Source organism: Nocardia abscessus, assembly GCF_015477775.1.
GTDB classification, from domain to species: Bacteria; Actinomycetota; Actinomycetes; order Mycobacteriales; family Mycobacteriaceae; genus Nocardia; species Nocardia abscessus_A.
Genome location: NZ_JADLQO010000013.1, coordinates 235,133 through 261,480 on the forward strand (window position 1 = coordinate 235,133; position 26,348 = coordinate 261,480).

Annotated in this window: 28 protein-coding genes, 1 pseudogene and 1 CRISPR repeat array; of the genes and pseudogenes, 13 read left to right on the forward strand and 16 right to left on the reverse strand. The window is 64.6% G+C overall.

Annotated elements, in window-relative coordinates:
• Positions 1-909 precede the first annotated feature (909 nt).
• The 3 genes from IU450_RS28605 to IU450_RS28615 all read left to right on the forward strand — a co-directional run bounded on the left by IU450_RS28605 (position 910) and on the right by IU450_RS28615 (position 2,141).
• The gene (locus IU450_RS28605) at positions 910-1,404 is read left to right on the forward strand and encodes a hypothetical protein (protein ID WP_195152835.1); all 495 of its coding nucleotides are present in this window, start codon (positions 910-912) and stop codon (positions 1,402-1,404) included.
• A gap of 140 nt (positions 1,405-1,544) precedes the next feature.
• A complete protein-coding gene (locus IU450_RS28610) occupies positions 1,545-1,847 on the forward strand; it encodes a hypothetical protein (RefSeq protein ID WP_195152836.1) in 303 nt (100 codons plus the stop codon).
• A 12-nt stretch (positions 1,848-1,859) separates the two neighbouring features.
• Positions 1,860-2,141 carry a hypothetical protein gene (locus IU450_RS28615; RefSeq protein ID WP_195152837.1) on the forward strand — a complete coding sequence of 94 codons (282 nt, stop codon included), beginning with the start codon at positions 1,860-1,862 and terminating at the stop codon, positions 2,139-2,141.
• Between the two features lie 172 nt (positions 2,142-2,313).
• Here IU450_RS28615 and IU450_RS28620 read toward each other — a convergent pair whose 3' ends face one another.
• Together IU450_RS28620 and IU450_RS28625 are read right to left on the reverse strand one after the other, a co-directional pair.
• Positions 2,314-2,451, reverse strand: a complete 138-nt coding sequence (locus IU450_RS28620; protein WP_195152881.1) for a hypothetical protein — start codon at positions 2,449-2,451, stop codon at positions 2,314-2,316.
• 457 nt (positions 2,452-2,908) lie between these two features.
• Positions 2,909-3,520, reverse strand: a complete 612-nt coding sequence (locus IU450_RS28625) for a hypothetical protein (protein WP_195152838.1) — start codon at positions 3,518-3,520, stop codon at positions 2,909-2,911.
• Positions 3,521-4,127: 607 nt separating this feature from the next.
• On the opposite strand from IU450_RS28625, the gene IU450_RS28630 reads away from it, so the two are divergent.
• Positions 4,128-5,033, forward strand: a complete 906-nt coding sequence (locus IU450_RS28630) for a dihydrodipicolinate synthase family protein (protein ID WP_195152839.1) — start codon at positions 4,128-4,130, stop codon at positions 5,031-5,033.
• Between the two features lie 27 nt (positions 5,034-5,060).
• Here the strand turns inward: IU450_RS28630 and IU450_RS28635 are convergent, their stop codons facing one another.
• From IU450_RS28635 to IU450_RS28665, 7 genes are all read right to left on the reverse strand, one after another.
• On the reverse strand, positions 5,061-5,681 hold the full coding sequence (locus IU450_RS28635) for an AAA family ATPase (protein WP_195152840.1): 621 nt from the start codon (positions 5,679-5,681) through the stop codon (positions 5,061-5,063).
• An 87-nt stretch (positions 5,682-5,768) separates the two neighbouring features.
• A complete protein-coding gene (locus IU450_RS28640; RefSeq protein WP_195152841.1) occupies positions 5,769-6,764 on the reverse strand; it encodes an endonuclease/exonuclease/phosphatase family protein in 996 nt (331 codons plus the stop codon).
• A 236-nt stretch (positions 6,765-7,000) separates the two neighbouring features.
• The gene (locus IU450_RS28645; RefSeq protein WP_195152842.1) at positions 7,001-7,558 is read right to left on the reverse strand and encodes an AAA family ATPase; all 558 of its coding nucleotides are present in this window, start codon (positions 7,556-7,558) and stop codon (positions 7,001-7,003) included.
• 399 nt (positions 7,559-7,957) lie between these two features.
• Positions 7,958-8,242: a DUF6881 domain-containing protein gene (locus IU450_RS28650; RefSeq protein ID WP_195152843.1), complete on the reverse strand. Its 285-nt coding sequence runs from the start codon at positions 8,240-8,242 to the stop codon at positions 7,958-7,960.
• A 2-nt stretch (positions 8,243-8,244) separates the two neighbouring features.
• Positions 8,245-13,638, reverse strand: coding sequence for a putative T7SS-secreted protein (locus IU450_RS28655; RefSeq protein WP_195152844.1), 5,394 nt, complete (start codon positions 13,636-13,638; stop codon positions 8,245-8,247).
• Positions 13,639-14,247 (reverse strand): hypothetical protein, encoded by a 609-nt coding sequence (locus IU450_RS28660; protein ID WP_195152845.1) that lies wholly within the window; start codon positions 14,245-14,247, stop codon positions 13,639-13,641.
• A complete protein-coding gene (locus tag IU450_RS28665; RefSeq protein ID WP_324197864.1) occupies positions 14,247-14,660 on the reverse strand; it encodes a hypothetical protein in 414 nt (137 codons plus the stop codon). The genes IU450_RS28660 and IU450_RS28665 overlap by 1 nt, the downstream gene beginning before the upstream one ends.
• 200 nt (positions 14,661-14,860) lie before the next feature.
• On the opposite strand from IU450_RS28665, the gene IU450_RS28670 reads away from it, so the two are divergent.
• Positions 14,861-15,289: a hypothetical protein gene (locus IU450_RS28670; protein WP_195152846.1), complete on the forward strand. Its 429-nt coding sequence runs from the start codon at positions 14,861-14,863 to the stop codon at positions 15,287-15,289.
• Between the two features lie 243 nt (positions 15,290-15,532).
• Here the strand turns inward: IU450_RS28670 and IU450_RS28675 are convergent, their stop codons facing one another.
• The 3 genes from IU450_RS28675 to IU450_RS41035 all read right to left on the reverse strand — a co-directional run bounded on the left by IU450_RS28675 (position 15,533) and on the right by IU450_RS41035 (position 17,573).
• The gene (locus IU450_RS28675; protein ID WP_195152847.1) at positions 15,533-15,823 is read right to left on the reverse strand and encodes a hypothetical protein; all 291 of its coding nucleotides are present in this window, start codon (positions 15,821-15,823) and stop codon (positions 15,533-15,535) included.
• 20 nt (positions 15,824-15,843) lie between these two features.
• The gene (locus IU450_RS28680; RefSeq protein ID WP_195152848.1) at positions 15,844-16,020 is read right to left on the reverse strand and encodes a DUF6374 family protein; all 177 of its coding nucleotides are present in this window, start codon (positions 16,018-16,020) and stop codon (positions 15,844-15,846) included.
• 341 nt (positions 16,021-16,361) lie between these two features.
• Positions 16,362-16,655: a CRISPR direct-repeat array (repeat unit 30 nt; unit sequence GTTGCGAACCCTCGCAGGGGCGATGAGGAC).
• A 63-nt stretch (positions 16,656-16,718) separates the two neighbouring features.
• Positions 16,719-17,573, reverse strand: a complete 855-nt coding sequence (locus IU450_RS41035) for a TIGR02391 family protein (protein WP_195152849.1) — start codon at positions 17,571-17,573, stop codon at positions 16,719-16,721.
• 482 nt (positions 17,574-18,055) lie between these two features.
• Between IU450_RS41035 and IU450_RS28690 the strand changes: the two genes are divergently transcribed.
• Both IU450_RS28690 and IU450_RS28695 read left to right on the forward strand, forming a co-directional pair.
• Positions 18,056-18,385 carry a hypothetical protein gene (locus IU450_RS28690; protein WP_195152850.1) on the forward strand — a complete coding sequence of 110 codons (330 nt, stop codon included), beginning with the start codon at positions 18,056-18,058 and terminating at the stop codon, positions 18,383-18,385.
• A gap of 698 nt (positions 18,386-19,083) precedes the next feature.
• Positions 19,084-19,815 (forward strand): SDH family Clp fold serine proteinase, encoded by a 732-nt coding sequence (locus IU450_RS28695; RefSeq protein WP_228835280.1) that lies wholly within the window; start codon positions 19,084-19,086, stop codon positions 19,813-19,815.
• 21 nt (positions 19,816-19,836) lie between these two features.
• On the opposite strand, the gene IU450_RS28700 is transcribed toward IU450_RS28695, so the two are convergent.
• Positions 19,837-20,823, reverse strand: a complete 987-nt coding sequence (locus tag IU450_RS28700) for a MazG nucleotide pyrophosphohydrolase domain-containing protein (protein WP_195152852.1) — start codon at positions 20,821-20,823, stop codon at positions 19,837-19,839.
• Between IU450_RS28700 and IU450_RS28705 the strand changes: the two genes are divergently transcribed.
• From IU450_RS28705 to IU450_RS28720, 4 genes are read left to right on the forward strand one after another with little or no spacing between them, the layout of a single operon-like run.
• Positions 20,795-21,067, forward strand: coding sequence for an acyl carrier protein (locus tag IU450_RS28705; protein WP_195152853.1), 273 nt, complete (start codon positions 20,795-20,797; stop codon positions 21,065-21,067). The two genes, IU450_RS28700 and IU450_RS28705, sit on opposite strands and share 29 nt — an antisense overlap.
• A complete protein-coding gene (locus tag IU450_RS28710; protein WP_195152854.1) occupies positions 21,064-21,414 on the forward strand; it encodes a helix-turn-helix domain-containing protein in 351 nt (116 codons plus the stop codon). The genes IU450_RS28705 and IU450_RS28710 overlap by 4 nt, the downstream gene beginning before the upstream one ends.
• Positions 21,415-21,425: 11 nt before the next feature.
• Complete coding sequence (locus IU450_RS28715) at positions 21,426-22,337, forward strand: ImmA/IrrE family metallo-endopeptidase (protein ID WP_195152855.1); 912 nt, start codon at positions 21,426-21,428, stop codon at positions 22,335-22,337.
• On the forward strand, positions 22,334-23,119 hold the full coding sequence (locus IU450_RS28720) for a hypothetical protein (RefSeq protein ID WP_195152856.1): 786 nt from the start codon (positions 22,334-22,336) through the stop codon (positions 23,117-23,119). The genes IU450_RS28715 and IU450_RS28720 overlap by 4 nt, the downstream gene beginning before the upstream one ends.
• A gap of 45 nt (positions 23,120-23,164) precedes the next feature.
• On the opposite strand, the gene IU450_RS28725 is transcribed toward IU450_RS28720, so the two are convergent.
• Together IU450_RS28725 and IU450_RS28730 are read right to left on the reverse strand one after the other, a co-directional pair.
• Positions 23,165-23,392, reverse strand: coding sequence for a hypothetical protein (locus tag IU450_RS28725; protein WP_195152857.1), 228 nt, complete (start codon positions 23,390-23,392; stop codon positions 23,165-23,167).
• 33 nt (positions 23,393-23,425) lie between these two features.
• Positions 23,426-24,484 carry a nucleotide kinase domain-containing protein gene (locus tag IU450_RS28730; RefSeq protein ID WP_195152858.1) on the reverse strand — a complete coding sequence of 353 codons (1,059 nt, stop codon included), beginning with the start codon at positions 24,482-24,484 and terminating at the stop codon, positions 23,426-23,428.
• 49 nt (positions 24,485-24,533) lie between these two features.
• Between IU450_RS28730 and IU450_RS28735 the strand changes: the two genes are divergently transcribed.
• Together IU450_RS28735 and IU450_RS41040 are read left to right on the forward strand one after the other, a co-directional pair.
• Complete coding sequence (locus IU450_RS28735; RefSeq protein ID WP_195152859.1) at positions 24,534-25,130, forward strand: winged helix-turn-helix domain-containing protein; 597 nt, start codon at positions 24,534-24,536, stop codon at positions 25,128-25,130.
• A gap of 270 nt (positions 25,131-25,400) precedes the next feature.
• Positions 25,401-25,676 (forward strand): transposase, encoded by a 276-nt coding sequence (locus tag IU450_RS41040; protein WP_324197865.1) that lies wholly within the window; start codon positions 25,401-25,403, stop codon positions 25,674-25,676.
• Positions 25,677-25,753: 77 nt separating this feature from the next.
• On the opposite strand, the pseudogene IU450_RS40165 reads toward IU450_RS41040, so the two are convergent.
• Positions 25,754-26,247, reverse strand: a pseudogene (locus tag IU450_RS40165) (IS3 family transposase); the annotation flags it as partial.
• Positions 26,248-26,348 lie beyond the last annotated feature (101 nt).

The window sequence follows — 26,348 nt, forward strand, 5'->3', positions numbered from 1 at the left end:
TCGACGAACGGGTTGCCCAGCTATGAGTGCTCGGCGAGTTTGTAGAACTCGTCGTGGTCGTGGGGGTTGAAGCGGCTGGCGATGGTCGCGCCGTCGTCGGCGGTAAGACTGCCGTGTAGTACTGCCTCATGGTGTCGAGATCCCTTCTAGTGTGTTTCGGTGTGCCACTTCAGATAGAAAAGTGGTTTGTCACTTGTGCAGGCGCTTCGCCTTGTTCCGGGCGTCAGAGGGAGATCGCCGCCGCGCGCACGCAGCAGTTCCCGAGCGTGGGAGACGCCGTTTCCTCGGCGTAGCTGCGTATCGGTTGCTGTCATCAGACGGTCTCGTCGGTCGCGGGTGGAAGGAATCGGTCGCCGATGGCATACGCCACCGGGATCGGGAACGAAGCAAGCAGCGCGACAGCGGGTCCGGTGCCGACGGCGTCTGCGCCCGGCGGGCGGGACGGTGGTGTGGTGGTGACCGGTCCAGTGGTGATGCCGTGAGCGCCGCAACCTGGAACTGGTTGAAGACCCGTGCCGTACGCCGGTGTGATCCGACATCGAATACGGTTGAGAATTCGAATGATCCGTCGCAGGCGGTCATCGGATCCGCCATGGATAGGTCGGGACTCGGGGGTGTCGTGGCGTTTGTTGCCGCGGTTGCGGGTCCGGAATGGATGCGCCGAAAGTTCTTCCCTGGTGGTTCGGTACGGGGGGCGGTGTGAAGGGTCATGGCGGCGGTAGGATTGGTGGCGGGAGAATCAGCAGGCGGGCCCGAGCTAGGAGGCCGGCCATGTCGTCGCGTCGCCCGCCGCGTTCCCCTCGCGCGGCTCGATCCCCGGAACTTGTTGAACGGCTGGAACGCTCGCGCGGACGGTTGCGTGAACGCCGCGTCCTTGTGCGTCAGAGAGAGCGCACTATCGATGACGCGGTGAAGCGGTATCTGCGTGATTGGGCAGCGATCACCGCGTGTGAAACCAAACGCGACCAAGACATCGACATACTGCGCGAGCAGATCAGCGCGATCGAAACACAAGCGGCACAGGACATCGCCCGCTACCACGCCGACCAAGCCGCCGCCGCAGCGGTGATCCGGGAGCAAGGTCAATCCGACGACGAGGTCGCCGAACTGCTCGAAATATCCCCGAAGCAGGCCCGGCAGCTGATCAACGCCGCACGCACACACCCCGACGCGAGCCCGCCGAGCGCACCGGTACCGCAGCGCACCCGCGAATCGGCCACACAACCCGCGAACACCCCACCGGCGGCTGCGAACACCCCGGAACGGCGGTCCGCCGGGCCGGGACAGGCAAGCAACACCAAAAGGCAGGCTGCGCCGGTCGAGGTCGGGGCGCTGGGCGGTGAACGCCGTGAATCGGCGGACGAACTCACCGCCGCATCGACGCCGGAAGACGACAGCGACTAACCGGCTCCAGCACCCGTTGTGCGACCAGGTCCGTCGAGCGGGGCCCAGGGTGTGTGCTGCGCGGGTCGCGACTTTCCCAACGAGCCGCTCGGCAGACACGGCCCGGCTCGTCACTTCGATCGCTACGAGAGGAACCCGCAATGTCTATCGAGAACGGTCCCGACCTGTCCGGGTCCACACTGCTGGAGCACGCCGACGACGTCTTCGAACGGCTCGTGCTGGACAACATGCACCACAGCAGGCGTGACCCGCGGGTTTGGGCCGCGTTGACCACACCGGCGGTGATCGAACGCACCTACAGCGCGCTGACGACCGCTTTCCAACGCAACGCGCGCGCGATGGTCACCCGACGCAACCGCCACCAGGCAGCAGCAGCCGAGAGGCGACCCGGCACACCTTTGACCGCACAACAGCGCCGCCAGCACGGCGAGTACCAGTACTAGCGGGTGGGTGCGGTGAAGTTCTCTCAGCTGGTGCAAACCGCGCTGTCGGAGGTGAAGAACATCCGCCGACGTCTTAACGGCGACCACGCCGAACGGGAACAACACCTACGAGCAGGGCTATGTGCCCTGGCCCACGCTATCGACCGGCACCAACAAGCCCTCGCCGACACCTTCACCATCCCCGAACACCACGACCGCAAGCTCTGGCGAGTACTGGACCAGATCACCGTGCCCATGCGCCCGAACGGAAGGCCCACCACCGCGCGAACAATGCTCGACATCTACTGGACATGAACCAGCGCCGAGCGACATGCACTGGTTCGGCGCATCAATCCTCGGCCAAACTGGCCCTGTCTTCTCGCCGATGGTCACCGAGCCAGCCGACACCGGCAGACGGGTGGCGAGTGCCGAGGGACCGGCGGTGAACTCGGTGACCAGTCGCGCCGTGGCAGCAGGCCGGGATGCGTCAAGGCTGTTCGGCGGGCACCGCGTGGGTGAGATCGGTCGGCCAAGGATAGGTCCCTGGGGTGTCGGCGACCGCTTGCACGAGCGCTTTGGCCGAGTCGCCGTCGACGCCGATCTCGATGATGCGAAACACGCTCACCCCGCCCGCGACCACCGTCGGGTAGTCGCCCGATGATCTTGGCCGGGCGGCGTGATGGAGTGGCACGGAATGCGCACTATTTGCCGCATCGTCCGTGGGACGGGTGCAAGCACGCTGGTGAGGAGTAGTCCGCCGACCGCGGACGTCTGCTATATGTCGGGCATGTTGGCGCCGGATTCCAGCTTGCGGGCTTTGCGGTGGCGCAGTCGCCGTTCGAGCTACCTACCCCGAGAACCAGAATTGTCTCCAGGTAGTGGGGGAAGCCTCGTCTGGTCGGAACTGTCGAATACCGCGAGTACGCCGGAGCGCTGCGGCACTTGAGCTGGCGCGGGCTCGGCGCCGAGACCAAGGCGATCGACGTCCGCCTGCCGGAGTTGCGCTACCTACGAACCCTTGGCTCGAATCGGGCTACCTGCGCAGACATGCGGGTAATTGGCAGCGGCTTCGCGGTAGCAAATCAGGCGGCGTTGATGTAGCCCCCGGCGTTCCACACAAACCAGCGGAAGTGGTGTGGTGTGAATGCCTGCCGGGCAGGAATGCCGGGTGCTGGTGAGTGCGGCCAATACGCTACGCCACAGCGATGACAGTAGAACCCGGCCTGCCACACCGCGTGCGCGCTTCGGCGTCCCCGTGTAATCTTCCGGTTCCGTCGAGAACGAACAACAGCGACACCGAGCACGAGCAGCCCCGGCGAAGCGATTGCACCGATGAAGAAGGTGGCGGCCGCAAGCGCCGCCCACCTTGGTACCTGCGGGTCCTCGATGACAAGCGAGGCAACCGACGGGACGAGAGCCAACAGCGCCGGAATCAACAACAGCAGCCCGACTCGGGTCAGGCGCGTGGTGGGCTGCGGCGCAGGCTCGCGCGCGAGGCTTCGCGCGAGTTCGGTGGTGAGAGTGCGCTCCACTGCCGCAGTGCCGAAGACCGGAACCAGACCGGTGGAAGCTACTCCGACGCCGGAATAACTGCTCATGCCGAAGCTGGTCGAGACACCGTCCGCGTGCAGGGCGGGCACGCTCTGCACCAAGTCCAGCCGCTGGCAGTGCGGACATGTGATGTCGATGCTCATGCGGGGATCCCCCTCCCAAGCTGTTGCGCTGTCGCGGCGTGTCTGGGGTGCTTGTACCTGCAACGAAAGCTCTGCAGGGTATCCAACACCTTCGGTGACCCGCTGTCGAGAGATATGTGTGAGCTTCTGCATCGATGGGCCCCTTCCGATAGCTGGCTGATTCGCCGGATTCGTGCCTGATGTGCCGGATTAGTCAACGGTCGCTACGCAGTTCGCTGTGGCGGCGAACCGACGAAGGCTGGCGAATGTACTTCCACCAGGGCACACCGATTGCCGCCAACTCTTCTTCGGACGCTACGGACCGCCTGGACGAATGACCTGGCGGGGGCGCATACATCGAGCGGATCTCGGGACAGTGCACAGCTGGAGCCGACGACAACCGGGTCGGTGCTGTCCGGCGATCGGTTCTCGATGCCTGGTTGAAGTTGCCGAGGTGTACCCGTGCGTCCCGATGACGTGGTTGGTCTGTCGGTGTCCGATCTGGTTTCTCGACAGGCTGCGTTCGGTCACTGAGTATCGGGTCTCGGCGTTGGTGTGATGTCATGCAGGAGCACGGGGAGGGGGTGGGTGACGCTGTGGCAGGGCGAGCCGGTGGAGGTCGGGCGTTGTGGATTCTGTGATCGTTGCTGTGGTCACGCCGTTCCAGGTTTCGGGTGCGGTGGACTTCGCGGCGTTGACCGACTATCTGGAGTTGCTCGCTGGTGCGGGTGTGGGCACGATTTTGGTGAACGGGACGAGCGGGGAATTCGCCAGTCTCACCGATGGTGAGCGGCGGTCGGTTGTCGAGCACTGCCGTAGCGGGTGGGCGGGAACGTTGATTGCGCACGTCGGGGCGACAGCGGTTGCCGATGTTCGTGCGGCGGCTCGTCATGACCAGGAGTGTGCCGATGGTTTGGCGGTGATCGCCCCGTACTTCTTCGCCGACGCACCCGAGTCAGGGGTCCAGCAGTTCTTCCGGCAGGCGATGGCCGATGTCGAAGTGCCGTGGCTGGTCTACAACTTCCCGCGCCACACCGGCAACCCGGTCACCCCGGCCGTGGTGGCGCGGCTGGCGGGGGAGTACCCACTGTTGATGGGAGTCAAGGACTCGGGCAAGGATCACGCCGTCGCCCAGGCCTACAAGAGCGGATGTCCGCGGCTGTCGGTGTTCGTGGGCGACGACCGCGCTCCCGCGCGGTTAGGCGAACTCGGACTGGACGGGATCGTCACCGGCGCCGGCGGCCCGGTCGCCGAGCTTCCGGTCGCGATCACCACAGCCTCCGCGGCCGGTGACGAAGAATCCGCGAGCCGCTGGCAGCATGTCTTCGACACCTACAGCGATCTCCGCAAAGCGATGGGGTTGTCGGATATCGCGTTTGCCAAGGCCGCGACCGCCGCGCGGCTGCCGGGGTTCCCGCTGGCGGTGCGCGCACCATTGATCGCCGCGGATGCCCAGCAGCGCCTCGGCATCGGCCGGTTGCTGCACGATGAGACACTGCCCGCGATCGAGACGTTACGCGCCTCTCGAGGTTGAATCGCCAGGCCCGCAGCGTGTGACCGGTCAGGTGGTGATGACGAGGTCGCAGAAGGTGTGGGCGAGGTCGCGGACTCCGCTGTCAAGGACTTCCTTGCGGTAGGTGTCCCAGTCGGCCAGCTTGGGGGTGTCGCGTTCGGCGCCGCGCGCGATCATCCGCGCTCGGATCACCGGCGCGGCCGAATCCAGCCACACCGTGACCAGCGGAACCGATTCCGGAAGCCCGGTGTAGGCGCGCAGGTGATCACTCAACGTCATGCCAGCCGCGGCGGCTTGGCGGATGGTGGACAGGAACGGGGCATCCAACACCACCGGGTGCGTGGTAGCGACGGTGAGCCCGGTCCGGATCAGCCCGTCGTAGATGCCGGGTCCGACGAGCGTGCGGTAGGTGTCGGAGTCACGATCGTGCCGATCGCCGGTCAGCTTCTGCATGACCGACTCCTCCAACAACGGCGCGAACCGATCCTTGTCCAACACCGGCGCACCCAACACACCCGCGAGATACGCCGCGGCCGTCGACTTCCCGGACGCCGGGAACCCGGCGACGACCACAGCACCACACTCGCGCAACCCCGCAACCGCGTCGCGCAGCACCACGTGCACCGGCTCCGGAACGTCGCTACAGCGTGCCTGGTGATCATCTGTCATGCGTCCAGTTCACCACGATGCCGTGACCAGGTGCCGGACTCGATGGCGCCGTTACTGGTGAATTCCGGTGCGCAGCAACGTAGAACCTCAGCTGAGGGTCACCGTGGTGGCGATGGGGAAGTGGTCGGAGAACCCGGCGGGGTTGGCGGTGGTGTCGCCGAGTCCTTTGAACGGGATGGGTGATTTGTAGCGGCCGGTGGAGGTCATCCCGGGGAAGCGGACGATGTGCACGGCCGCGGAATCGGCCTTGATCGGCGAAGTCGCTTTGGCCATGTTCTTGTTGACCAGGACCTGGTCGAGCATGTTCGGTTGATTCTCGAAATAGAACGTGCCGTCCGGGGAGCCGAGCAGCGGGTAGGCGAGGTTCCACAGGTAAGGGTTGTCGCCGTTGACGACGAGTTCGCGTTGGCGGCGGCTGAGCGCGTGGGTGTCGAGGGAGGTGTTGAACGGTTCGTCGTTGAAATCGCCCATCACCAGCACCGGGGTGGCGGGGCCGTGGACTTCGAGGACGCGCTGATGGAAGTAGGCGAGGGTTTCCCCGGCGATGGCGCGGTAGCCGGCGGAGGCTTCAGCGCCGCCGCGGCGTGAGGGCCAGTGGTTACCGAACACCGCCCACGTTCGCGGGGTTGCGGTCTTGGTGGTGAAGGTGACTTGGACGATCTCGCGGGTGGCGTTTCGGCGCATCACCACATGGAAGAACACCGAATCCGACAGCGGCGCAGGGACTTCGAGCAGAGTGGTGTCGTAGATGAACGCGACGTCGATGCCGCGTTCGTCGCCGGTGTCGGCGTGCACGATCTTGTAGCTACGCGCAGCCGGCAGCAGGGTGTTGACCTTGTCGACCAGCAGCTGCACGACGGTCTCGTTCTCGATTTCGCAGACCCCGAGAAGGTCGGGTCCGGCGCCGTTGTTCATCTGCGCGATGACAGAGGCGAGCTGGCTGATCTTCTGATCCCGGATCGTGACGGTCCAGTTCTTCAGATCGTTCTGTAGGACGCGCTGGAGTTTGTCGCTCCGGGGAGCATCTTTGTGGTCGAACAAATTCTCCACATTCCACCACGCGACGTACAGCGTTGTCGACATGCGGCCACACCTCCTCGCAGAAGAGTCCTGACCTTCGAACGGTAAGCGACCGCGGCGGGCGGCGGATCGATAACACGGTCGTCCGAGGTCACGAAGTGCTGAACATCGAGAAACGACCTCCGTGGCCAGCGACTGTGAGGTACGGCAGTTGTCCGGAACACTGCTCGAAGCAGGCATAATCACCGCCGCCGAGTTCGGACAGCACAAGTGCGACTCGCAGCGATAGTTCGCTGTTTTCATTGAGGGTCGGCCAGCGAAGGGTGATTGTCGATGGGGGCGGCTGCACATTGGATTTGGTCGGCGAGGTGGGCGCAATCGACCGGGCCGGTGGTGTCGACCACGAGGGTGGCTGTGAGTTCGAGTGGTGCGGCGTGCTGGGCCCATATGTCCCAGTCGTCGACGAGCCGTTGCTCGTCTTGGTAGAAGACTGGGCGGTGTCTGCTGGCGTAACGAGCTTTGGCTATGTCGGAGGGGACATCGCACCAGATCTCGACAGCGCGACAGGCTTCGGTCTTCCTGATTCCGATCCGGGCGAAGTGCAGGTCGCGTGGTTTGAACCACCAGGAGTCGATAACGACATTGTCCGGGGTTGCCTGCGCTAGGGCCCAAACCGTGTCCATCGCGATTCCGCCCAGCGCGTGCAGGTCGGCAGCGTTGTCGAGGCAGGCTGCGAGTGCTTCCTTGACGGTGTCCTTCGACAGGAACTGGGCGTTCAGCGTCCGGGCCAATGATCGGCCCAACGTTGATTTGCCGGAGCCGGGAAGTCCGTTGACCAGCACCAGGAGTTTGTCCATCGAGTCATCATGACGAACGATCGGTGGAGGAGTTCGGGCGATCGTCTGGTTGGCTGGCCAGCAGCCTCATCCCCTGAATGGCCAACTAGCACTGTTCCTGGCCAGCTGCTGTTGAGCGAGCTGCTGCCCCGACAGCACCTCGAACCAGTCAGGCCGGCCAACTGCCGATGCGAGTCACAAGAAGACCCGCGTACTCGGCCGCTGACCCTTGTGTTGTTGCGGCATGCGACGAGCAGGTCCGGGGCGACATCGGATCGCTGGTCAGCGCTTCTCGAACGCGGGGGTCGAGGGTTCGGGTCCTCGCGGGTCGGCAGCGTCAGAGGCAACATTAGAACCGGAAGCACTTCATAGCGCGCGAGCATTTCTGAAGATGGCGACTGTCTGGTCAGTGCCGGTGACTCAGTGGGATGTCTGTCGCGCCTTTGTCCACTGCTGTTCGAATTCTTCCTGAGTGATCTCTTCGGCTTCGAATTCTGGTTGGCTGGTGATCTCTTCCAGGGGTGCGATGGGGATTTCGGCGACTCCGGCGGTGGGGGTTTCGTGGGTTTCGTCGGCCCATTCGGTGTGGCCGTCGCGGTAGGTTTGGACGCGGCGTGTTTCGTAGTTGTCCTCGCCGACTTCGTGGAAGTAGTGGATGGGTTCGTCGGGGAAGTCGTGGTGCCAGGTGACTTTCACGTACCGCATGCTCAGTTCCTTCCCGATCGGATGATTCGGCCTGATAGGTCGAGGGGTTCGGTGTTGGGGATGACGAAGACGCCGGGTCTTCCTTGGATGACGGTGAGTCCGGTGACGTCGATTTCGAGGAAGTGGGAGAACTTCTGGCCGGCCCAGGGTACGCGTAGGAACGCTGCGGAGAGTTGGGCGGGTGTGCGGGTGCCGGGTTCGATGTCGGTGAGGTATTGGCCGTCGCCGTATCGGGCGTCTTTGGGGTTGTGGTCGCGGAGTGATGGCCGCAGTTCTTGGCTTTCGAGGATGGCGTCGTGGCCGGTCTGGTTGGTGTAGTGGTAGAGGCTCTGCGGGGCTGCTGTGCCCGGTGTCGGGTCGGCGGGCGCGGGGCTGTGGGGATTGCTGGGTGGGGTGTTGGCGCATTCGTTGGGGATGAGGCCGAGGGGGTCGGTCCAGGTGGTGGGATTGTGGGGGTAGGTGCTGGGGTTGGGTGAGGCAGCAAGGCCGAGGGGGTCTGGGGTGAGGTAGCGGCCGGTGGCGGGGTCGTAGGTGCGGTGCAGGTTGTAGTGCAGGCCGGTTTCGGGATCGTGGATTTGTCCTGGATACCGCAGTGGCGTGTCGGTGTGGCCGTTCCAGTGGGTGCGCCCCCACAGGTCGGTGGTGGCGCTCGCCGCGGGGTCGGCGCTGGTGGGGTCGATGAGTTCGGTGGGTGTGCCGACGAGGTCGGTGATGATGGCGTAGAACTCGCGGTCGACGCTGGTTTGGTTGGTGGTTTGGGTGATCGGGGTGTGGGAGCCGGGTTGGTGTTCCCAGCGGGTGGTGGTGTCGCTCTTGGTTTGTTCGATGAGGCGGGTGCCGTCCCAGGTGTAGTCGGTGCGTTCGAGGACGGTGCCGTCGGTGGCGAGGTGTTGTTTGGTGGTGCGGCGCCCGATGCCGTCGTAGGTGTAGTGCCACCATTGCTGGTCGGGGGTCCAGACATCGGTGAGTTGGTCGAAGCTGTTGTAGCGGTAGTGCCAGATGTCGGGTTTGCGCGAGGGCCGGGTGGTTGTCTTGCGGATCAGCCGACCGGCTGCGTCGTAGTGGTAGCGGGTGCGGCCGTCATGGATGAGGAGATTGCCTCGGTACTCCCGCCCCGCGGCCGGGTCGACGCGATGGTGCGAGCCAGCTCCTGGGGCCGCGGGGTCAGGGCGGACAGTCTCGGGGAGCGCTGAGCTGGTGATGTTGGACAGCGGATCGTAGGTGTAGTGCTCGGTGGCGGCGTGGTCGTGGGTGATGGTGGTGACTCGCCCGAGGGCATCGAGGTGGTAGTCGTGGTGTGGCGGGGGTGTCCCGAGGTGGTGGAGGGTGTGGTTGGTGAGGTATCCGTCGGGGCGGTAGGTGTATTCGTCGTGGCGTAGCAGCCGCGGGCTGGGGCGGGTCGCTGTCGCGGGGCCCAGGTCCAGTGAGGTGGCCGGGTGTGCGGTGACGGTTTGGTGGGCGAGTCGACCACCCGCGGTGAAGTCGAGCGCGACCGCGATGTCGCCGGTCTGCCAACGGGCCAGGCGCCCGAGTGGGTCGTAGGAGAAGCTGAGCTGGTGGTGGCCGGTGGTGAGGGAGCGGACGCGTCCGGTGAGGTCGTGGGTCCAGGTGGTGGTGGCGCCGGTGGGGCTGGTGCGGCGGATCCGGTGACCGAGGTGGTCGTATTCATGGCGTGTGACCGGTCGGTCGTCGAGTTGTTGCGTGGCGAGCGCGCCGGTAGGGGTGTAGGTGAAGGCGAGTGTGTGGATGAGGGTTTCGTTGATGCCGGTGGCGGCGGTGAGGATCCGGCCGGCGGGGTCGTGGGTGTAGCGGACCCAGTCGCCGGTGTCGGAGGCGATTTCGGTGAGGCGACCGAGGGGGTCGTGGCTTTGGTGGCGGGTGATGCCGGTCGGTGCGGTGATGGTGGTGACGCGTCCGGTCGGGTCGTGGGTGTAGCGGGTGGTGGCGCCGTTGTAGTCGGTTTCGGCGATCAGCCGCCCGGCCGGGTCGTAGGTGTAGCTCCAGGTGTGGCCGAGCGGGTTGGTAACGGTGCTGAGGCGTCGTTCGGTGTCCCAGCTGTAGCGGGTGGTGGACCCGTCGGGTTCGGTACGTGTAGCCAGCAGGTCGAAGGCGCCGTAGCTGAACCGTGTGGTTTCACCGGCGCGGTTGGTGTGGGTCACGACGTTGCCTTCGCCGTCGTAGGTCCAGGTTTCGGTGTGCTGGTCGGGGTCGATGCGCTGCAGGAGCCTGCCTTCGGGTGACCACTGGTAGTGGGTGGTGGCGCCGAGGGGGTCGGTCACTGCGGTGGCGCGGCCGAAGGCGTCGCGTTCGATGCGGGTGATCGCGCCGTGGGGATCGGTGACGCGGATCGGCAGCCCGGCGGGGCCGACCTCGATGAGAGTTCGGGCGCCGCTGGGGTGGGTGATCGTGGCCAGCGCACCGTTGGGGTGATAGGTGTACTCGGTGCGGGCGCCGGCCGGGTCGACGGCGGCAACCAGGTTGGCGTGTCGGTCCCACTCCTGCCGCCACACGGTAGCGTCGGGGCGGGTGATGCTGCTAGGCCGGTTGCGCCACAGATAGTCGACAGTGAGGGAACGGCCGTCCGGGCGAGTCAGGGTCGCGATGTCACCGTCGACGGTGTATCGGTAGCTGGTTGTCGTGCCGTCGGCGGCGATGACATGCAGCGGTTTACGGTCGGCGTTGTAGGCGATGCGGGTGCGCCCACCCAGCGGGTCGATCAGGTCCCGTAGCTGTAGGTCGCGGTCGAAACCATGGCTGGTGACCGCGCCGAGGGAGTTGGTGACGGTGGTGAGACGCCCGGTGGCGTCGGCGAAGTCGAGGTAGGCGAAGTCGGTGTTCAACACCCCACCGGTGCCGCGCTGGAAGACCACCCGCCCGGCCTCGTCGTAGGTGTTGACCATCTGGTTGCCATTGGAATCGGTCCACGACATCAGCCGATGCTCGTCGTCGTAGGTGTAGCGCATCGTCGCACCGACACCGTTGCGGACCGTGACCAGGTTCCCGGCCTCGTAACCGAACTCCCTCACACGCGTCGCGCCTTCGTCAGCGGTGGTGGATTGGAGCGAGAGCGCGGTGATGCGTCCGGCGTTGGTGTCGATGCTGATCCGGTAGCCGCCGGAATGCGACACGGCGACCGGTTGCGCGTCGGTGTTGTAGTGGAAGCGGATTCGGTTGTGGTGGCGGTCGGTGATCGCGGAGATGGCGTAATTGCCCAGCCGGGACTCCAACCCGGCCAGCGTGGGTTCGGGGGCGAAGTGCCAGATGAGTTCCCGCTGCTGATCGTGGACGCGGTACCCGCCGGTGTCGGTGCGGGTCAGCGTCCAGCGTTGTCCACCGGTGACCGGCTCGGCGGCGACGCCGGGTTCGGTGTGCGGGTAGGCGAGCATGATCCCGTCCTCACCGAGGAAGGTGACACCCTGATGTTCCACCACGACCCGCATGTCCAGCGTCGAGGACCACGAAGGCCCGAACCAGCGACCGAATCGGTAGTTGGAGCGATGCGTGCGCCGCAGCACCATCGGCAAGACACCCGGTAGATCGAGGTCGGTTTCCGGGAGAAGGAATTCGCCGGTCGAGATGTCGACCGGGTCGTCGGTGCAGGTCTTCTGTTCCTGTGTCCGATCGGATTCGTGGCTGGAGTCCTGCGCACGGTCGTAGGCGTTGTGGTCGGCCTCGGCGCGCTGTTGCGGGGTCGGATCGGTGGGCGGGCTGTCGTGGGGTTCGTGGTGCGGGGCCGGTTGGTCGTGGCCGCCGGGATGGGTGTCGGTGTCGCTGGCACGATCGGCAGCGCCCGGGGAGTCGTGATGCGCCGCTGGTGGGTTGGTGTCGGTATCGGCGTGGTGACCGGGTTCGGAGCCGGGGTGCGCTGGGGCTGGTGGGCGGTCCGCGTCGGGGTGTGCCGGAGTGTCGGTGTCGGCATGCCGAGGCGAGGGGTCCGGGTGTGTCGGGGCTGCGGAATCCTCGGATCGGTGTGGTGGGGTTTCGGGTGTGTCGGGGTGCGGGGCGGGTGTGGTGTCCTGATCGGCGTGAGGCGATGTGGTGTCGGTATCCGGTGTGTGTGCTGTGCCCGGATGTGCTTGCTGCGGTGGTGATTCCGGGTGCCCGGGTTCGGTGGGGTGGTCACCGGTGGTGTTGGTTGTGGAGGTGTGGGAGGGCGGTTCGGGGCTGGTGTGGAGGGCCGGTTGCGTGGTGGGCGCCGGTGTGTCATGGCCGGGTGTCGGAATGTCGCGGGCAGCCGGTGTGGGCGTGCGGGTGCCGAGTTCGGTGGCGCGGTCGGTGAGGCGCACAGCGTCGTCGATCTTGTTGACCGCGGTGGCGGCTGTCTTCGCGCTACCCGCGCCGCCGGTCGCCGCAGTCAACAGGGCGTCACCGGTGATGCTGCCGGCGAACTCGAACGGGTTGCGGCGTGCGTCCGACACCACCGACGACACCACCGCACCCGGATCGGCTGCAGCCACCACGAGACCGGTGCCCAGACTCGACATGCTCGACAGGTACTCGGCCGGATGCGTGAGGTTGTAGGTGTCGGAGGGATTGACCGCGCGCACGAACTGCACCATGGAAGTGAGGCTGGTCAGCACGCCGGAATCGAAGCTCTGCTTGCCGTGCTGGTAGATGCCGGTCAGGTCGCTGAGATTGTTCGACCAACGTTCGGTGAACGGCGGCTCCGTCGGCGCGGTCGACGCCGCATCGAGCAGCTTGCTCGCTGCCGTGGCGGCAGCGTCGTCACGTTGGGCGCGTGCGCCGTTGAGGATGTCGCGGGCAGCGTTGCGGATCGGTGTCCAGGTGTCGGTCAGTGTGCGACGGGATTTCTGGCTGTCCGGCAGGGCGTTCCACTCGTTCTTCTTGATGCGCTCCTCAGCGTCGGCGTCGTCCCATTTGGCGATCGCATCGGCTGCTTTGGATTGCGCGGCAACGACTTCGCTGTACCAGCCATCCAACGCTGACGCGGCCTTGGCCATGGCGTCGGCGCCGTCCCACCACAACTTCGGTTGCTTGTCGAAGACCGCGTTGAAAGCATCCGCCGCCGAACCGGTCCAGTTCGCGGTGTCGATCCTGCGCAGCGCATCACCCGTGGAATCGATGCTGGCGCCCATCGCCCGCAACGCTTCCGCAGCGTCGTGGATGGCCGAGGGCTCCCCACGAATCAGCTCCTTCGGATCGCGGGTCTCACCGAGGTCGCGCTCATCGACCCGACCGCCGGTCGCAGACGCGATCCGATCACCGAGATCATCCAGGGACTCCGCCACGCCATCGGCACCGACCTCGCGGGCACCAGAAGCCAGCGCGTCCAAACCCGCGTCGGCGGCTTGCCCCGCCGCCTCGACACCCGCCTCGACGGCGCCCTCTATCGCGTTGCCGACACTGTTGAGGAAGTTGTCGAACCCGATTCCCACCTACGAGCCTTCCCCTGGTTGCGTGATGGCCGCGGCCTGTTGCGCGGCACCGGTATTCCACCCGGCCTGCGCGCCGGTGCCGTAGCTGCCCAGATTCGCCAGAGCCTGCGGCCCGACCGCTTGCACCACCTGAAAATTCGTGCCGATCTTGGTCATCGCCTCATCGAGCGAAGCGGCGCTGTAGTCGGCGTTGCGGATGTGATTGATTCCGTTGTCTGCCAGGGTGTCCTGCCAGGATCGGGCCTTGATCTCATCACCGGACAGATGTGGGTTGCCGACCAGATGCGTCCACATCTGCTTCATCGTGTCCGACGCCTGCTGGTCCATCATGTGATAGCGGCCCGCGGCCAAACCCAAGACTTTGGCGATCTCGTTACCCGCCTGCACCAGATGCCGCACACCCCACGACCAGCGTTCGGCGAACCGTTCCAGCGCCGCCTGAACGTTCTGCCGACCGGCCTGCATCGGCGACAGCGCCAACAACGAAAAACCACGGCCGCTCGCGCCGGTCTCCTTCACCCCCAGATCCGACAGCTCACCGATGATCCCGTTGATCCCCTCAGCCGCTTTCACCAGCACCTGCGGATCAACATCGAGGTTGTCACCCATCAGCCACCTCCTGCGCTAGGCAGAACTGGTGGGAACGCCATCGGCGCCGCTCCCGCGATATCGACGGCCACGCCCGTCGGCCGCGCACAGCGCACTGTGAACTCCTCCACAATCCGCCTACCCGACAGCGTGTGGTACCGGTATTCGCGGTCCTGGGCGACACCGCGCGCGGCCATGTAGCGGGCGAACTCCTCGCCGCTGGTGAACGCGCAGACCCAATCAACACCACCGAATTCACTGACGATCAACCGGCCATCGTCGCTCACACCCACCACCAAGACCGCGTTCAAGAACGCTGCATGCAACACGTCGGGTTGGCCGAAACCCGCATAGAACGCGGCGATCTCCGACCGCAACACACCACAACCGTTCCCCGCCTCCTCGATCGACACGAACAAGGGTTCCTCACTCACCGCGCCCACGGCAATACCATTGCATCAACAAGACTTTCGGACACCCGGCCGCCCCGCCGTGCCCCGAACATGATCTGTGCACACAAGCGTGCTTCGATCGATCCGGAGCACCGAGGCATACCGCCCTCCTCACCTGAGTGCTCGTAGCGGAGAGTCCGCACCGGCCGGGGTGGGCGCGCTCAGCCGAAGCAGGGGTGCTCATGGTGCAGGACGGCTGGCCACCTCTGGCGTATATCGGACCGGCCGGATGGTTGCACATCACTAACGCCTACGTCGCACTTCTGCAGCCTCGACTAAACCAACGGCGCCCTGACCTTGGTCTGGCACAGCGGCACATCAAGCCCGTCCTCACCGCCGCATCCATCCAGTACCGCTTGGACATCCCGACCATCCACGCCCGCCAAGGCGACATCTACGGCGTCGGGTTCCACGGCAACTACATCGGCATCGGCTTCAAACTCGCCACGGTCGCCCGCTGGGGCATCAACCAACCCTGGGGCACCGAACCCCGCCACCCCTACTACTGGAGCCTTAAGGCATCGACGGCCCCGGCTAACCCGTCCCGCCCCCTTATCAGTGCAGCCACTGCGGCACCAACGACTGGTGGCCCTTGGTTCCTCCTCGGATGAAAGCGGCCCCGGGTGCTCGACTGGTGCGCGGATCGGGCAATCACCGCGCCATATTGTCACCACCACCGCCATCGGGTGAGGTCTGATGAGGGCTGGAGAGTTGGCGGAGGAAATCAGCCCAAATTCGGGCAGACTCTGCTGCGGGAGGGCCGCCGTTCAGCGGCGGTTCAGGATTCGGCGCAGGACGCAACTCGGGTGTCATGCATTCTCTGACGCGCTCGCCGCCACATCGGTTCCACCCGATCAGTAGCGCGAATCCGTCTCCGCCGACGGTGGGGAGTAATCCTCGCCTCCCGCCGCGGCCTCCATCACGTCCAGTATTCGCGCGAGCACGATAGTCCCTGGTTCGCCGCGCCGGAACGCGACGGCGGGCAGCGCGAGAATCCGCATCACTGCCGCCACATCTTCCGGACTTGGCGCCGGTGCGATTCGCCCGGCCAGGTACCCGGCGAGTTCGACGGCCGTGACTTCCCGCGTTGCTGTGTTGATCGCGTCGACCACCGCGCGGACAAGTGCCTGTTGGTCGGTGGTCATCAGCTCATCGTCGGCTCCTGTCATTCCTTGCTCTGTGTGGCGTCGGTGTAGATGCGCAGGCCTTCGGCGAGCTTTCGCGCCATGATCTCTAGCTGTTCCGGCGTGACGAACTTGCCGAATGCAGCGGCGTCGAGCAGGTGGCGGCGCACGTCCTCTAGCTGCATCTTGGCGAAATCGAGTCGACTGAACTCGGGCATAGCCCGACCATACAGCCAATCGAACATGTGTTCTAGCTCGACGCGAGCTTCCGCTGCCGTGGCCGGACTGGATCGACCGATTGCGAACCCTGGCAGGGGCGATGAGGACACACCAGAATCCGCGCCGCCTCGCGCTCCACCGCGTTGCGAACCCTCGAAGGGGCGATGAGGACCGCGTCACAAACCCGTGGCCGGCGACAAGCAGGCTGTTGTTGCGAACCCTCGCAGTGGCGACTAGGACTTCGGCGCCCCAACAAGGGGTTCGTCCTGATCGGTTTGCGAACCCTCGCACGGGGCGATGAGGACAAGCCACCGGACACATCGAGATGGAGCGCATCCTCACGTTGAACCCTCGCAGGGGCGATGAGGACTGGACCGTGTCGGTGACGGTGATCGAGTTCGTCGCCGGTTGCGAACCCTCGCAGGGGCGATGAGGACTCGGCAACGCTTTGGGTGCAGTGCAGAAGATGGAGCGGTTGCGAACCCTCGCAGGGACGATGAGGACCCTACCCTAGGGGGCGAATCACCTTGACTACCAAGTTGCGAACCCTCGCAGGGGCGATGAGGACCCTGGCCCGCTCCACAGGCTCGTTGATCGCAGTGCTGTTGCGAACCCTCGCAGGGGCGATGAGGACACGCTCGCCCGTCGGCGTCGCCGCAGCGGACCGACTGGGAGGCAGGTCCCATTGCTAGGTCCCTCATTCATCGTCTGCACGGCGGATCTCGCACTGGTCGAGGAGCCTTGCCAGATAGCTGTACGCCGCCAGCCTCTCCAGGGCTTCCTGCTCGGATAGTTCTTCACGAGTATGAGTCGCAACATTGCGGACCGTCAGATTTAGCCCGGTTGCCAGGTCATTGAGCGCGCGTGCCATCGGTTCGAGTCCGCCGCGCATGCTGCGGACCGTCTTGTCGGTGCGATCACCGGGCCAGTGCAGTTTCGGACGCTCGGGGGTCGGCTCCCCAGGAGAGAGGGATTGTTGCCAGAACTCGGTGCCGTCAACATCGTTGCGGCCGAGTTTGGTCTTCCAATGGATCGTCAGCCCCTCAGCGGCTTCAACCACCGCGACACGGTACTGGTGTGACGTCCAGTGATCAGCTGCGGATGCCCAGACCATGGGATGCAGTTGGGAGGGCACGAAACCCGGAAGTCCCGACTCCGAGGCGGATTCGGCTTCAGCGATCAGCGTGTCGAGTCGCCCGCGAGTGGTAGCTGTGGTCATGCGAACATCTTTAGGGCTGAGCGTGGCCTTCGGGTTCGCCATCATGAACCAGTTGGCAATCGGGTCGATGGCTCCGATCCCCGCGACGGCGATGTAGGTTCCCGTCACAGCTACGGCCTTTGCCGCGGCTCCAGCTGTCTCCGCGACCTTGAGCTCAAGGCGGCGCACCTCGGCGGGATCCTGCCCGTCCCTCACCCAGACCGTGGGGAACAGGCCCCGCGCCGACATGTGATCGGACTCGACCTGAGTTTGCATCCACGCTTCGAAGGCGCTGTCGAATTCAGTCACCGCATCGCGCAGTCGCTGAAGGTAGTCGCTGCTGTAGTTAGCCACACGGCTCATCTTCGCAAGATCGTCTCTTGCGGAACACCGAGTTTTGATCTGGACCGCCTCCGCGATCTCTGTGCTTTGGTCGTCCAGCGTCGCTCTGGCTTGTTCTGTCAGCGCGCCATGCGACAGACGCCCGCCATCGGCCTTATCGTGCGCTTGGGAGGCCAGTGGCCGAGTGCCGTCGCTGGCAGGGCTAATTCGCGTTGCCGGAGTCGGTGGCCTAAGGCATCGAGCATCGACGCCCTGTCGGAATCCGGCCGCCACCACCGGTGCAGTACACGGGTCTGATCGGCGCACCTATCGACGGGAACAGACCACCTGTTTCCTTCCTGCCACGTGTAACAGCCTGCCATCGGCGGGATTTCGGCACACCATGAACATCACCGGCCGTGTGCACCGCGGGGGCTGGCGTGTACATTGGCATCTGTCGCACCATTGGCAAGGGCAGTGCGCCAAACCGGAGAACGCTTCGGGAACCCCGCAAGGTGTCGCCACTTCAGCGCAACGCGCGTCACCTCTACAACGTCCATTACCTGCTCGGCGACGAGCAGGTGTTGGGCGCGCTCGCCGCGTTGGGTCTCGAAGGGATCGCGCAGTTGTGCGCTGACGCCGATGAGCACAGTGCAGCGGCGGGATTCAACTACACCCCGCGCCCGGCTGCGGACTTCGCGGACAGCCCGTTACTGGCCGACAAGCATACCGGCAAGGTGGCCCTCGAGCTGGGCTATCGCCGTGCGATGCAGCTGGTGTACGGCTCCCAGCCGTCGATGCAGGACTGCCTCGACTCTGTCCGTACCCACACGCACGTCCTCTGAACCGAACTGGACCTGGAGGTAGGTAATCGACGTCGGGTGTGGTACCTCCTTCGTTGGGTCGGGATGGAACCGTCTTGGCCTGCGACGCGGTGGGCGAGCAAGCGACAGAAATGCCACCAAGCCGCCAGCAGTTCCGGCACGGCCATACTTAGCTGGAGATCGCAACACCGCCACCTCCAGCCCATCGACTGGTGACGCTAGGCGGCCAGCCACACCTCCGAATCTCTCGACATCGTCGCCATGTCGCGATCATGTTTCGAACATATGTGTCAGACCTCTAGTGCACGATGGGTGTCGTAGCGGAATTGTGGAGTTGGCCCCCCGTCGCGGGCTAGGGTGAGTCCCGTTCGTGCGGTCATTGGCTACGAGCGGGGCGGATGGAGGGACACAGTGGCGCGTGACGAGCAGGCTCGTGACAGTGACGCCGTCCTGCGGGCTCCGCTCATCGAGGATGGGGATCTCGATTGGGAACGGCAACGGCAATTGGCGATCCGAGCGTGGGAGTGGGGACGGGAGATGATGGCGCCCAAACCGCAACGCCCGGTGCCGCAATCTCGGCTGGCGGAGCGGAAGGGGCAAGACCCGGAACCGCCGGCCACACCTACACCCCACTCTTCCGGGCACAGAACGAACCCCGCTACCTACGGCAGGCGCTGATCGCCCAGTACCAGCAGACATACGACTGCAATTTGGTCGTGATGATCGACCAGATCCGGATGGACAGCGTCACGCTGCTGGCGGAGTTGTTACACGACCTGGATCCTGAGAAGGATCTGCATATGCTTCTCGGGTCGCCCGGCGGTGACGGCGAGACAGCAGTCAGGTTGGCCCGTATGGCACAGGCTGCCAGCAGACGGTTCGTTGTGCTGGTACCCGAGTCGGCCAAGAGCGCCGGCACCATCCTGGCGCTGGGTGCGCATGAGATCATCATGGGCCCGACGTCCGATCTGGGTCCCATCGATCCGCAGATCGTGATTCCCGACCGCGGCTACGTCAGCGCCAAGGACATCATCGCCGCAGTCGACCGCTCGCTAGCGCAGGTTGCGGCAGAACCGAATACGTTCCCCTTGCACGCGGCGATGCTTGCCGGTATCGACGTCACGACCGTGCAGTTCGCCCGGTCGGCGCTGGCCCGCACCGGCGATCTGGCCCGCCAAGCGGTCGGATCGAATCCGGACCGCGATGCTGACGAAATCACCACGCTATGCGGGAAGCTCGATGAACCGCTCATCAGCGCCCCGCACTCGCATGGCGCGTTGATCGGCGCCCGCGAAGCCGTCGATGCTGGGCTTCCGGTGACCGAATTGAGTCCGAAAGATGCTCAGTGGCAGCATATTTGGAGCTTGTGGACGCAGTACTTCGCGATCGCGAAGATTGAGAAACTGATGGCTTACGAAGGAGCGAAAGCATCGCAGGTCGACGTGGCGTGAGGTCCATCGCCTGGCAGTTGACTACACCGGCGCCGACGGCACGTACCACAAGCGTCGCTCGTCGGCGTCGAACTCCACCGTACCGCCGTCGTGGGCAACCAACTCGCGAAACATGGCATGCCCTTGAATGATGGCGGACTCCCAGTCGGCGTGTGACCGCACGCCGACTTCGAGCATCGAGGTCATCATCGTGATGGAGTCGAGGAACGTGTGATCCAGACGCTCGATACCCTTTAGGTGGTTGTGGATCGCGCCGTAGGCGAAGGCGAAGGCGGCGACGCCTTCCTCGATCACGATGCCCCTTCCGCCGTCCTCGGCCTCGTCGATGTCGGCCACGGACTTGCGCTTGCGCTTAAGCAGCGCCCGGGTGACCGGTGACCAGCCGAGCACGGTGGCGTAGGCCAAGTGGAATACGTCATGGAACCGGTAGCCGTCGCTGTTGAGGGAGTTGTCAGTCAAAGGGTCGCCCACCGGCTCTCCCGCGAAAGTGACCGTGACTTCGGCGCGACCAGCGTCGTTAATCCGCTGCCGGAAGTCGTAGGCGCCGCGGCGCGGCAGCTGTTCATCAGCAGGTGCGTCGGCGCCCAATGGCACCGACGACGTGGCCTGCCATCGTGTGCCGGTGCGGTGCAAGTTGGCCTTGGCGATATCGTCGAGATCGAGGTCTAGATCGTCGGCGATCGCGGCGACGTACCACAGAACATCGCCGAGCTCCTCACGCATCTGCTTGCGGAACCCGCCGAAGGAGTTTCCGTAATCGTTCCTGGTCTTGGCCACCGCGGCCACCGACCCTGCGGCGGCACCGAGGCCGAGGAGGTGGATCGGGTGATCGGTGTAATCGGTCTTCTTCGCCTCACGTTGGAACTCGGTGAACTTCATACGCCCTCCCGCTGGAATTTCTGACACGCTGTCGGATCGCCCATCAATGTTGTACCATCGAACAGTCAGATGGAAAACCCGACAATGCCGGAGGGGTTGAATGACCGAGGAGGACGTGGTCGACCACATCGTGGAGCTGCTGGCCGAAGACGCTGGCTGCGATCCCGGACTCCTTCGCGTCGAACTGCTGGAGCTGGGCGCCGACATGCCGATCGATTCGCTTCTCGCAGTCGACATCCTGGTGCGCTTGCAGCAGGCGACCGGAGTGACCCTGCCGGCCACGGAAGAGACTGCGGCCGCAATGCGGTCGGTCCGCAGTTTCGCCCATGCCGTGATTTCGCAACAGCAACCGCAACGATCGGAGGCGTCGTGAACAACCCTGAACCGGAGATCGGGCAGCCCGAACTGGCCCAGCGGCTCAAGGAAGTCCGCGAGTACCTGGGGCTTTCGCAACAATACGTCAGCTCGGTGACCGGCATCCCTCGTTCGGCGATCTCGGAGATCGAGAGGGGCAACCGCAAGGTTGACAGCTTGGAACTGGCGAAGCTGGCGCGGCTGTATCAGTACCCGACCGACTACTTCCTCGGCAGTCGTGTTGCTGCCGAGCATCCAGATGCGGTCTTGGGTCGGTTGCTTGTCGACATGACTACGAAGGACCAAGAGCAGGTCCGCAAGTTCGCCGAGTTCCTCAACTTCTCCAGCCGATCCGACCGCACGTAGGAAAGGGACCCATGTCCTGGCAGGTGGCCAACCGGATCGCCTCTGTGGCGGCAGCCCAAGCGCACGGCGAACTCGGAGTCGACCCCACCGACACCCCGATCCAGGTCTCCCCGGCCATCGACAGCGCGGGGTTGCGCCTGATGTGGCAGGAATTGGACGGCCTGTCGGGACTGTACTTGGCCGGCCGCGAGGGCGGTGGTGTCCTGGTGAGCGAGAAGCTGACCCGAGCTGCCCGACGACATACGGCCGCACATGAACTCGGTCACCATCGGTTGCGTCACCCCACCACCGCGGATCCCGACGGGGACATCGGTGATCCGCTCGGGCTGCCGCCAGATCAGCATCGGCGGTTGCCGAATGAGAGGGCGGCCGAGGCGTTCGCTGCTTGGTTTTTGATGCCGCACCGCGGCGTGAGAGCCGTGATGACGAGCCTTGGGTTGACCGACTTCTCCAGTGCGATGCAGGTGTACCAGTTGTCCTTGCACCTGGGTACCGCCTACATGGCCACCATCCGGCAGCTGACGTTGCTGCGGCTGATTTCGCAGACAACAGCGAGATCGTGGTCTGCGATCGTGCCAGGCACCTTCAAGCGGGCACTGGCAGGTGACCTGCTGGAATCCACCCGCGACGCCGACGTCTGGCATCTGGAGCGGGGTGCCGAGCGAGTGCTGTACACCAGCCCAGGAGATCTGTTGATCCTCCCGCAGCGCCACCGGGTGCGCGACATCACCGGCCCAGCCGAGGCGGCAGGCCACATCCGCGGGAACACCGCGGTGCGCTGCGGCGTCCCCGAGGACGGGCGTCCTGGCACGGCCGTGATCCAGGCCAGCGGGGTAGATATCACGGTGGTGGTCGAACCCCATCCCCACGGCCTCTATCTCGGTTCCACGTCATCACCGATCTCGATAGGACTCAGTTCGTGAGCGATCCGATCCACATCACTGCCCCCGATCTGTCCACCGCGTGGCTCGCGACAACCCTCGCCGTCCATTCCGCCGGCAAGCATGCCTTCCACACGGTCACCCATATCGCCGATGCCGGCAAAGCGGAGGAGCCACGTATTCGAGCCGCCGCCGATCATCTACTCGTCGAAGCGGGACTGCAACCGGTCACCACCGTCGCCAACACGATCTTCCCGGCCGCGCTCGCCGATCGACACCCCGACCCGACCAGGTTGGCCGCTCGCTACCGCAACTTGTTCCCGCAGCTCAAACGGCTGGACCCGAAGAACAGTAAGGGCACCTATTTTCAGCGCCTGGTCGACTACCCCACATCGTCGGGCGGATCGTTCAACCAGCTGGGTCACCTCATCACCACGTTGGATAAAGAGCTGGCGGGACGTGGCCCGAAACGAGCCCGGTACGAGACGGGGTTCGCCGTGCCCGACTTCGACGGCGCGGCCCCGGTGTTGGTGCCTGGCCGTGACACTTCTGCGATGGCGTTCCCATGCCTGTCACTTCTGTCGTTCCAGCTCGACGGGTCACAAGTACATGCGGTTGCCCACTATCGCGCCCAATATCTAGTCCAGCGGGGATACGGCAACTATCTCGGCATCAGCCGACTGCTCGCCTACATCGCCGGCCAGGTCGGGCTCGGTCCCGGAAGCCTGACAGTGGTCGTCGGACTCGCCCACGTGGAGAGCCTTCGCAAAGACCTTGCCGAGGAGTTGCGCACGCTTTCTGACGATCTCGGTGTCCCCAGCTGAGCGCCGGCTCATCGGGCCTTGTTCTGTGTTGGCGCCTGACGCGATTCACCACCGAGGTCTGCTCGCCTTGAGACGGGCAGACAATGCGGGGTCGTCGAGGACTTCCCGACACGTCCGTGCATAGGCCAGCAGCTGATCGCCAGAGGGGGTCTGGTCTCCGCTTTCGACGAGTTCGGGATTGAACTGCGCTTCGACCCGGACAGTAAGCCGCTCCAGCGCCTGAACGACGAGCAACAGTTCACGATCCTGGCGCGGCTGTGCTGGTGATGTCATGTCACTCCAATCGTTGCCTGTGGTGTTGCCACCCTACGGGCGGCAATGGCCGCCCGATCGGGCAGCATCGGTGCGCAAGCCCCACTTCGGCGGAAACCACGCAGGCGTTGCCGCTGGCACGGGAGCGAACTTCTGCTTGATCCGGATACGGCCACTCCGCCCGCTGATGTCCGGGTGGGCTACCCGCGCATACTTGTCGACCTCGCAGAACAGGTTCTGACAGTCGATCAGCTGCAGTCTGCGGCCGAACAACCCGCTGAATCGCAAACCAAGCCGTTCGAAGTGCTCTTCCTGGCTGGCGGCCATGTATTCGATGAGTTCGACCTCATGCCCAGCTGCCGACGGGCCGAAACACTTCCGTAGACCGTCGCGGGCACCCGGGCCGGCAACGACGAAATCCATCTCGTCGAAAGCCAACGCGGTGGTGTAGTTCAAGTCGATCGTGAATTGGAATGCCAGGAAGTCGCCGATAGCCGGATACCCCCGTAGCTGCTGGAAAACAGCCTGCATCGACCCAGCTTCTCCCAGCTTGCGGGGCAGCTGATCATCGAGCATCCAGGCAATCAGCCGCAGATGGTTGGCATGCTTGCGCTGTTCACCCATCGAGGGTGGCGGAATCACATAGGCCGCTGAATACAGGCGCTGTCCCGCTGCGAAGGCCCTGTCGAGGACCTCGCGGTACCGTCCGACGTCGAACGAGTCCACAGTCAGTGCACCTAGCTCGCTTTCGAGCAAGGTCCATGTCGAGATCTTGTTGAACATCTTGAACAACAGCACCCGAAACACAAGGTTGTCGGTGTCCTGCGGCCCTTCGTAGGCGACCTGCCGGATCAAGAATTGGCTGACGCGGTCGGCAGCTCGGTAGCAGTTGGTGAACCGATGGTCACGAAGGATCGGATCCTCAGTCCACGGACCTGGCTTCCCGGCCAGCCGCGCCTCATATACCGACTGGCGCGCCGCCGCGAATCTCCAGTAGGTATCGAACACCGGAGTGGTACCGAATGAGCGGCCGCTGACGCGGATCGTCACCGGAGCACTCTGCCGACGCACCGTGACATCAGGACGGGAAGCAGAGGTGGCTGCGATCGGCATGGGCAAATCCTAATGTGACGTGGATAGCTATACGTGTCACCATATCTGTGTGACGCTGCCCCTGGACGGTCCCCACGCCGACAGATCCGCAGCGTTGTTCAACAACCGTCATCTGGTGACCGTGGTGCACGCGATCAGCAGCGGGCAAGTGACACCAAAGTTCACAAATCGGCAAATCGCGGGTGCAACCGGACTGCCGGACAGCGTGGTGCGGCCGATCCTTCGGCGCCTCCGGGACGCCGGGGTCATCACCCCGGTTGTCGATCACATGACCGGAGCGCGCGGCGCGAAATACTTTCAGGCAGTCGCCAACACTACCGCCTGGACCAGCCTTACCGAGTTGTGCAGGGCTCTTACCGACGGCTCGTTGGAGCCAGACCGGGCTGATGACGAAATAAGCGACTCACATGGCGGCAGTTCGGAGTCGGATTATCCTGGTCGCCGCGATCGCCGCGATCGCCAACAACCCGGGCGGCAACCCCGGCCGAACCCGGCACCGCAAGCCGGGCAAGGAGTGGGCCCACCCGGTGTTCTCGTCAGCACAACGAGCCGGTCACCCTCGTCCACCACAGCCCCCACAACCAGCGCCGACAACCCTGAAAGCACCACGCCCGACGGCGATATCACCTCACACGCCGAAGCGTAAGTGGTGGGAGTCCAGCACCGCAGCATTCGTCAGCGTCGCAAAATCCACGGCAGCGGGACTCTCTTGAGAACGGTTCACGCACTTGGTGTGGGTGTCGGTCGTGGGCATTCGTGATCGACCAGCCCCCACTGAATCGCATTGCCTGGTGCCTGGCGAAATCTTCCTAGTCGAGTTTCTCCGATCGTGCCTGGTAGATCGCCGGGTCGGGCATCATGTTCGCCGTGGCGACGGCTGTCGGTGATCGGCATCAAGTTCTGACGGACAGACCAGATGGGAGCTGCTCGATCTGCTGCTACCGAAATCCGATGGCCGCGTGGGCCGCAACTTCACCAACAACGCCTGGTGGTAGAGGCGATGCTGTTCCGATTACGGACCGGAGTGCCGTGGCGGGACCTGCCGGAGGCATTCGGTCCGTGGCAGACGGTGTGGAAACGTCGTCGTCGCTATGCCGTGTCAACGCCGGGTGAATCCTGGATCGGGCACAATTTTCGTGATACTGGCGGTCGGGTTTGCTCAGTCGCTCAACAGGATTCGCTTCCGGAGTAGATCCGGTTTTTGAATCGCCCCGGCATGTCCGGAGACTTTGATGTACCCCGGTTTCTGCGGAGTCGGGAGACTTGACTCTAGGCCACGGGTTGGATGGACTGCTGCATCCTCTCGTATTCGATCGGGGTGCGCATGCCGAGGGCCGAATGTCGGCGCTGGCGGTTGTGAAAGATCTCGAGGTATTCGAAGATCGCGTTGGCCAGCTCGATCCGAGTCTTCCACCGTTGCCGGTTCAGTAGCTCGGTTTGCATTCTGCTCCAGAATGATTCGATGACGGCGTTGTCGTAGCAGTCGCCGATCGATCCCATCGACGGCACCAGCCCGGATCGCCGGGCGCGTTCGGTGAAGGCCCATGAGGTGAACTGCTCAGGTTCAACCGGTGGTCGGAGTGGATGATCGTGCCCGGCCGCGGTGATCGGTTGGCGATCGCCATGCCGAGGGCGTTGGTGACCAGTGTCGCGGTCTGGGTCGAATCGATCGACCACCCCACGACGCGGCGGGAGTAGACGTCGAGCACAACCGCGCAGAACACCTTCCCTTCGCGGGCTTGGATTCCAGTGGTCGTCGCAACGGTTCGAACTACGAAGCGTTCAGTAAAGCATCGAGTCTTTCGGTGGGTGTTTGCCAGGCGAGGCATTTGCGGGGTCGGTTGTTGAGTTCGTCGGCGACTGC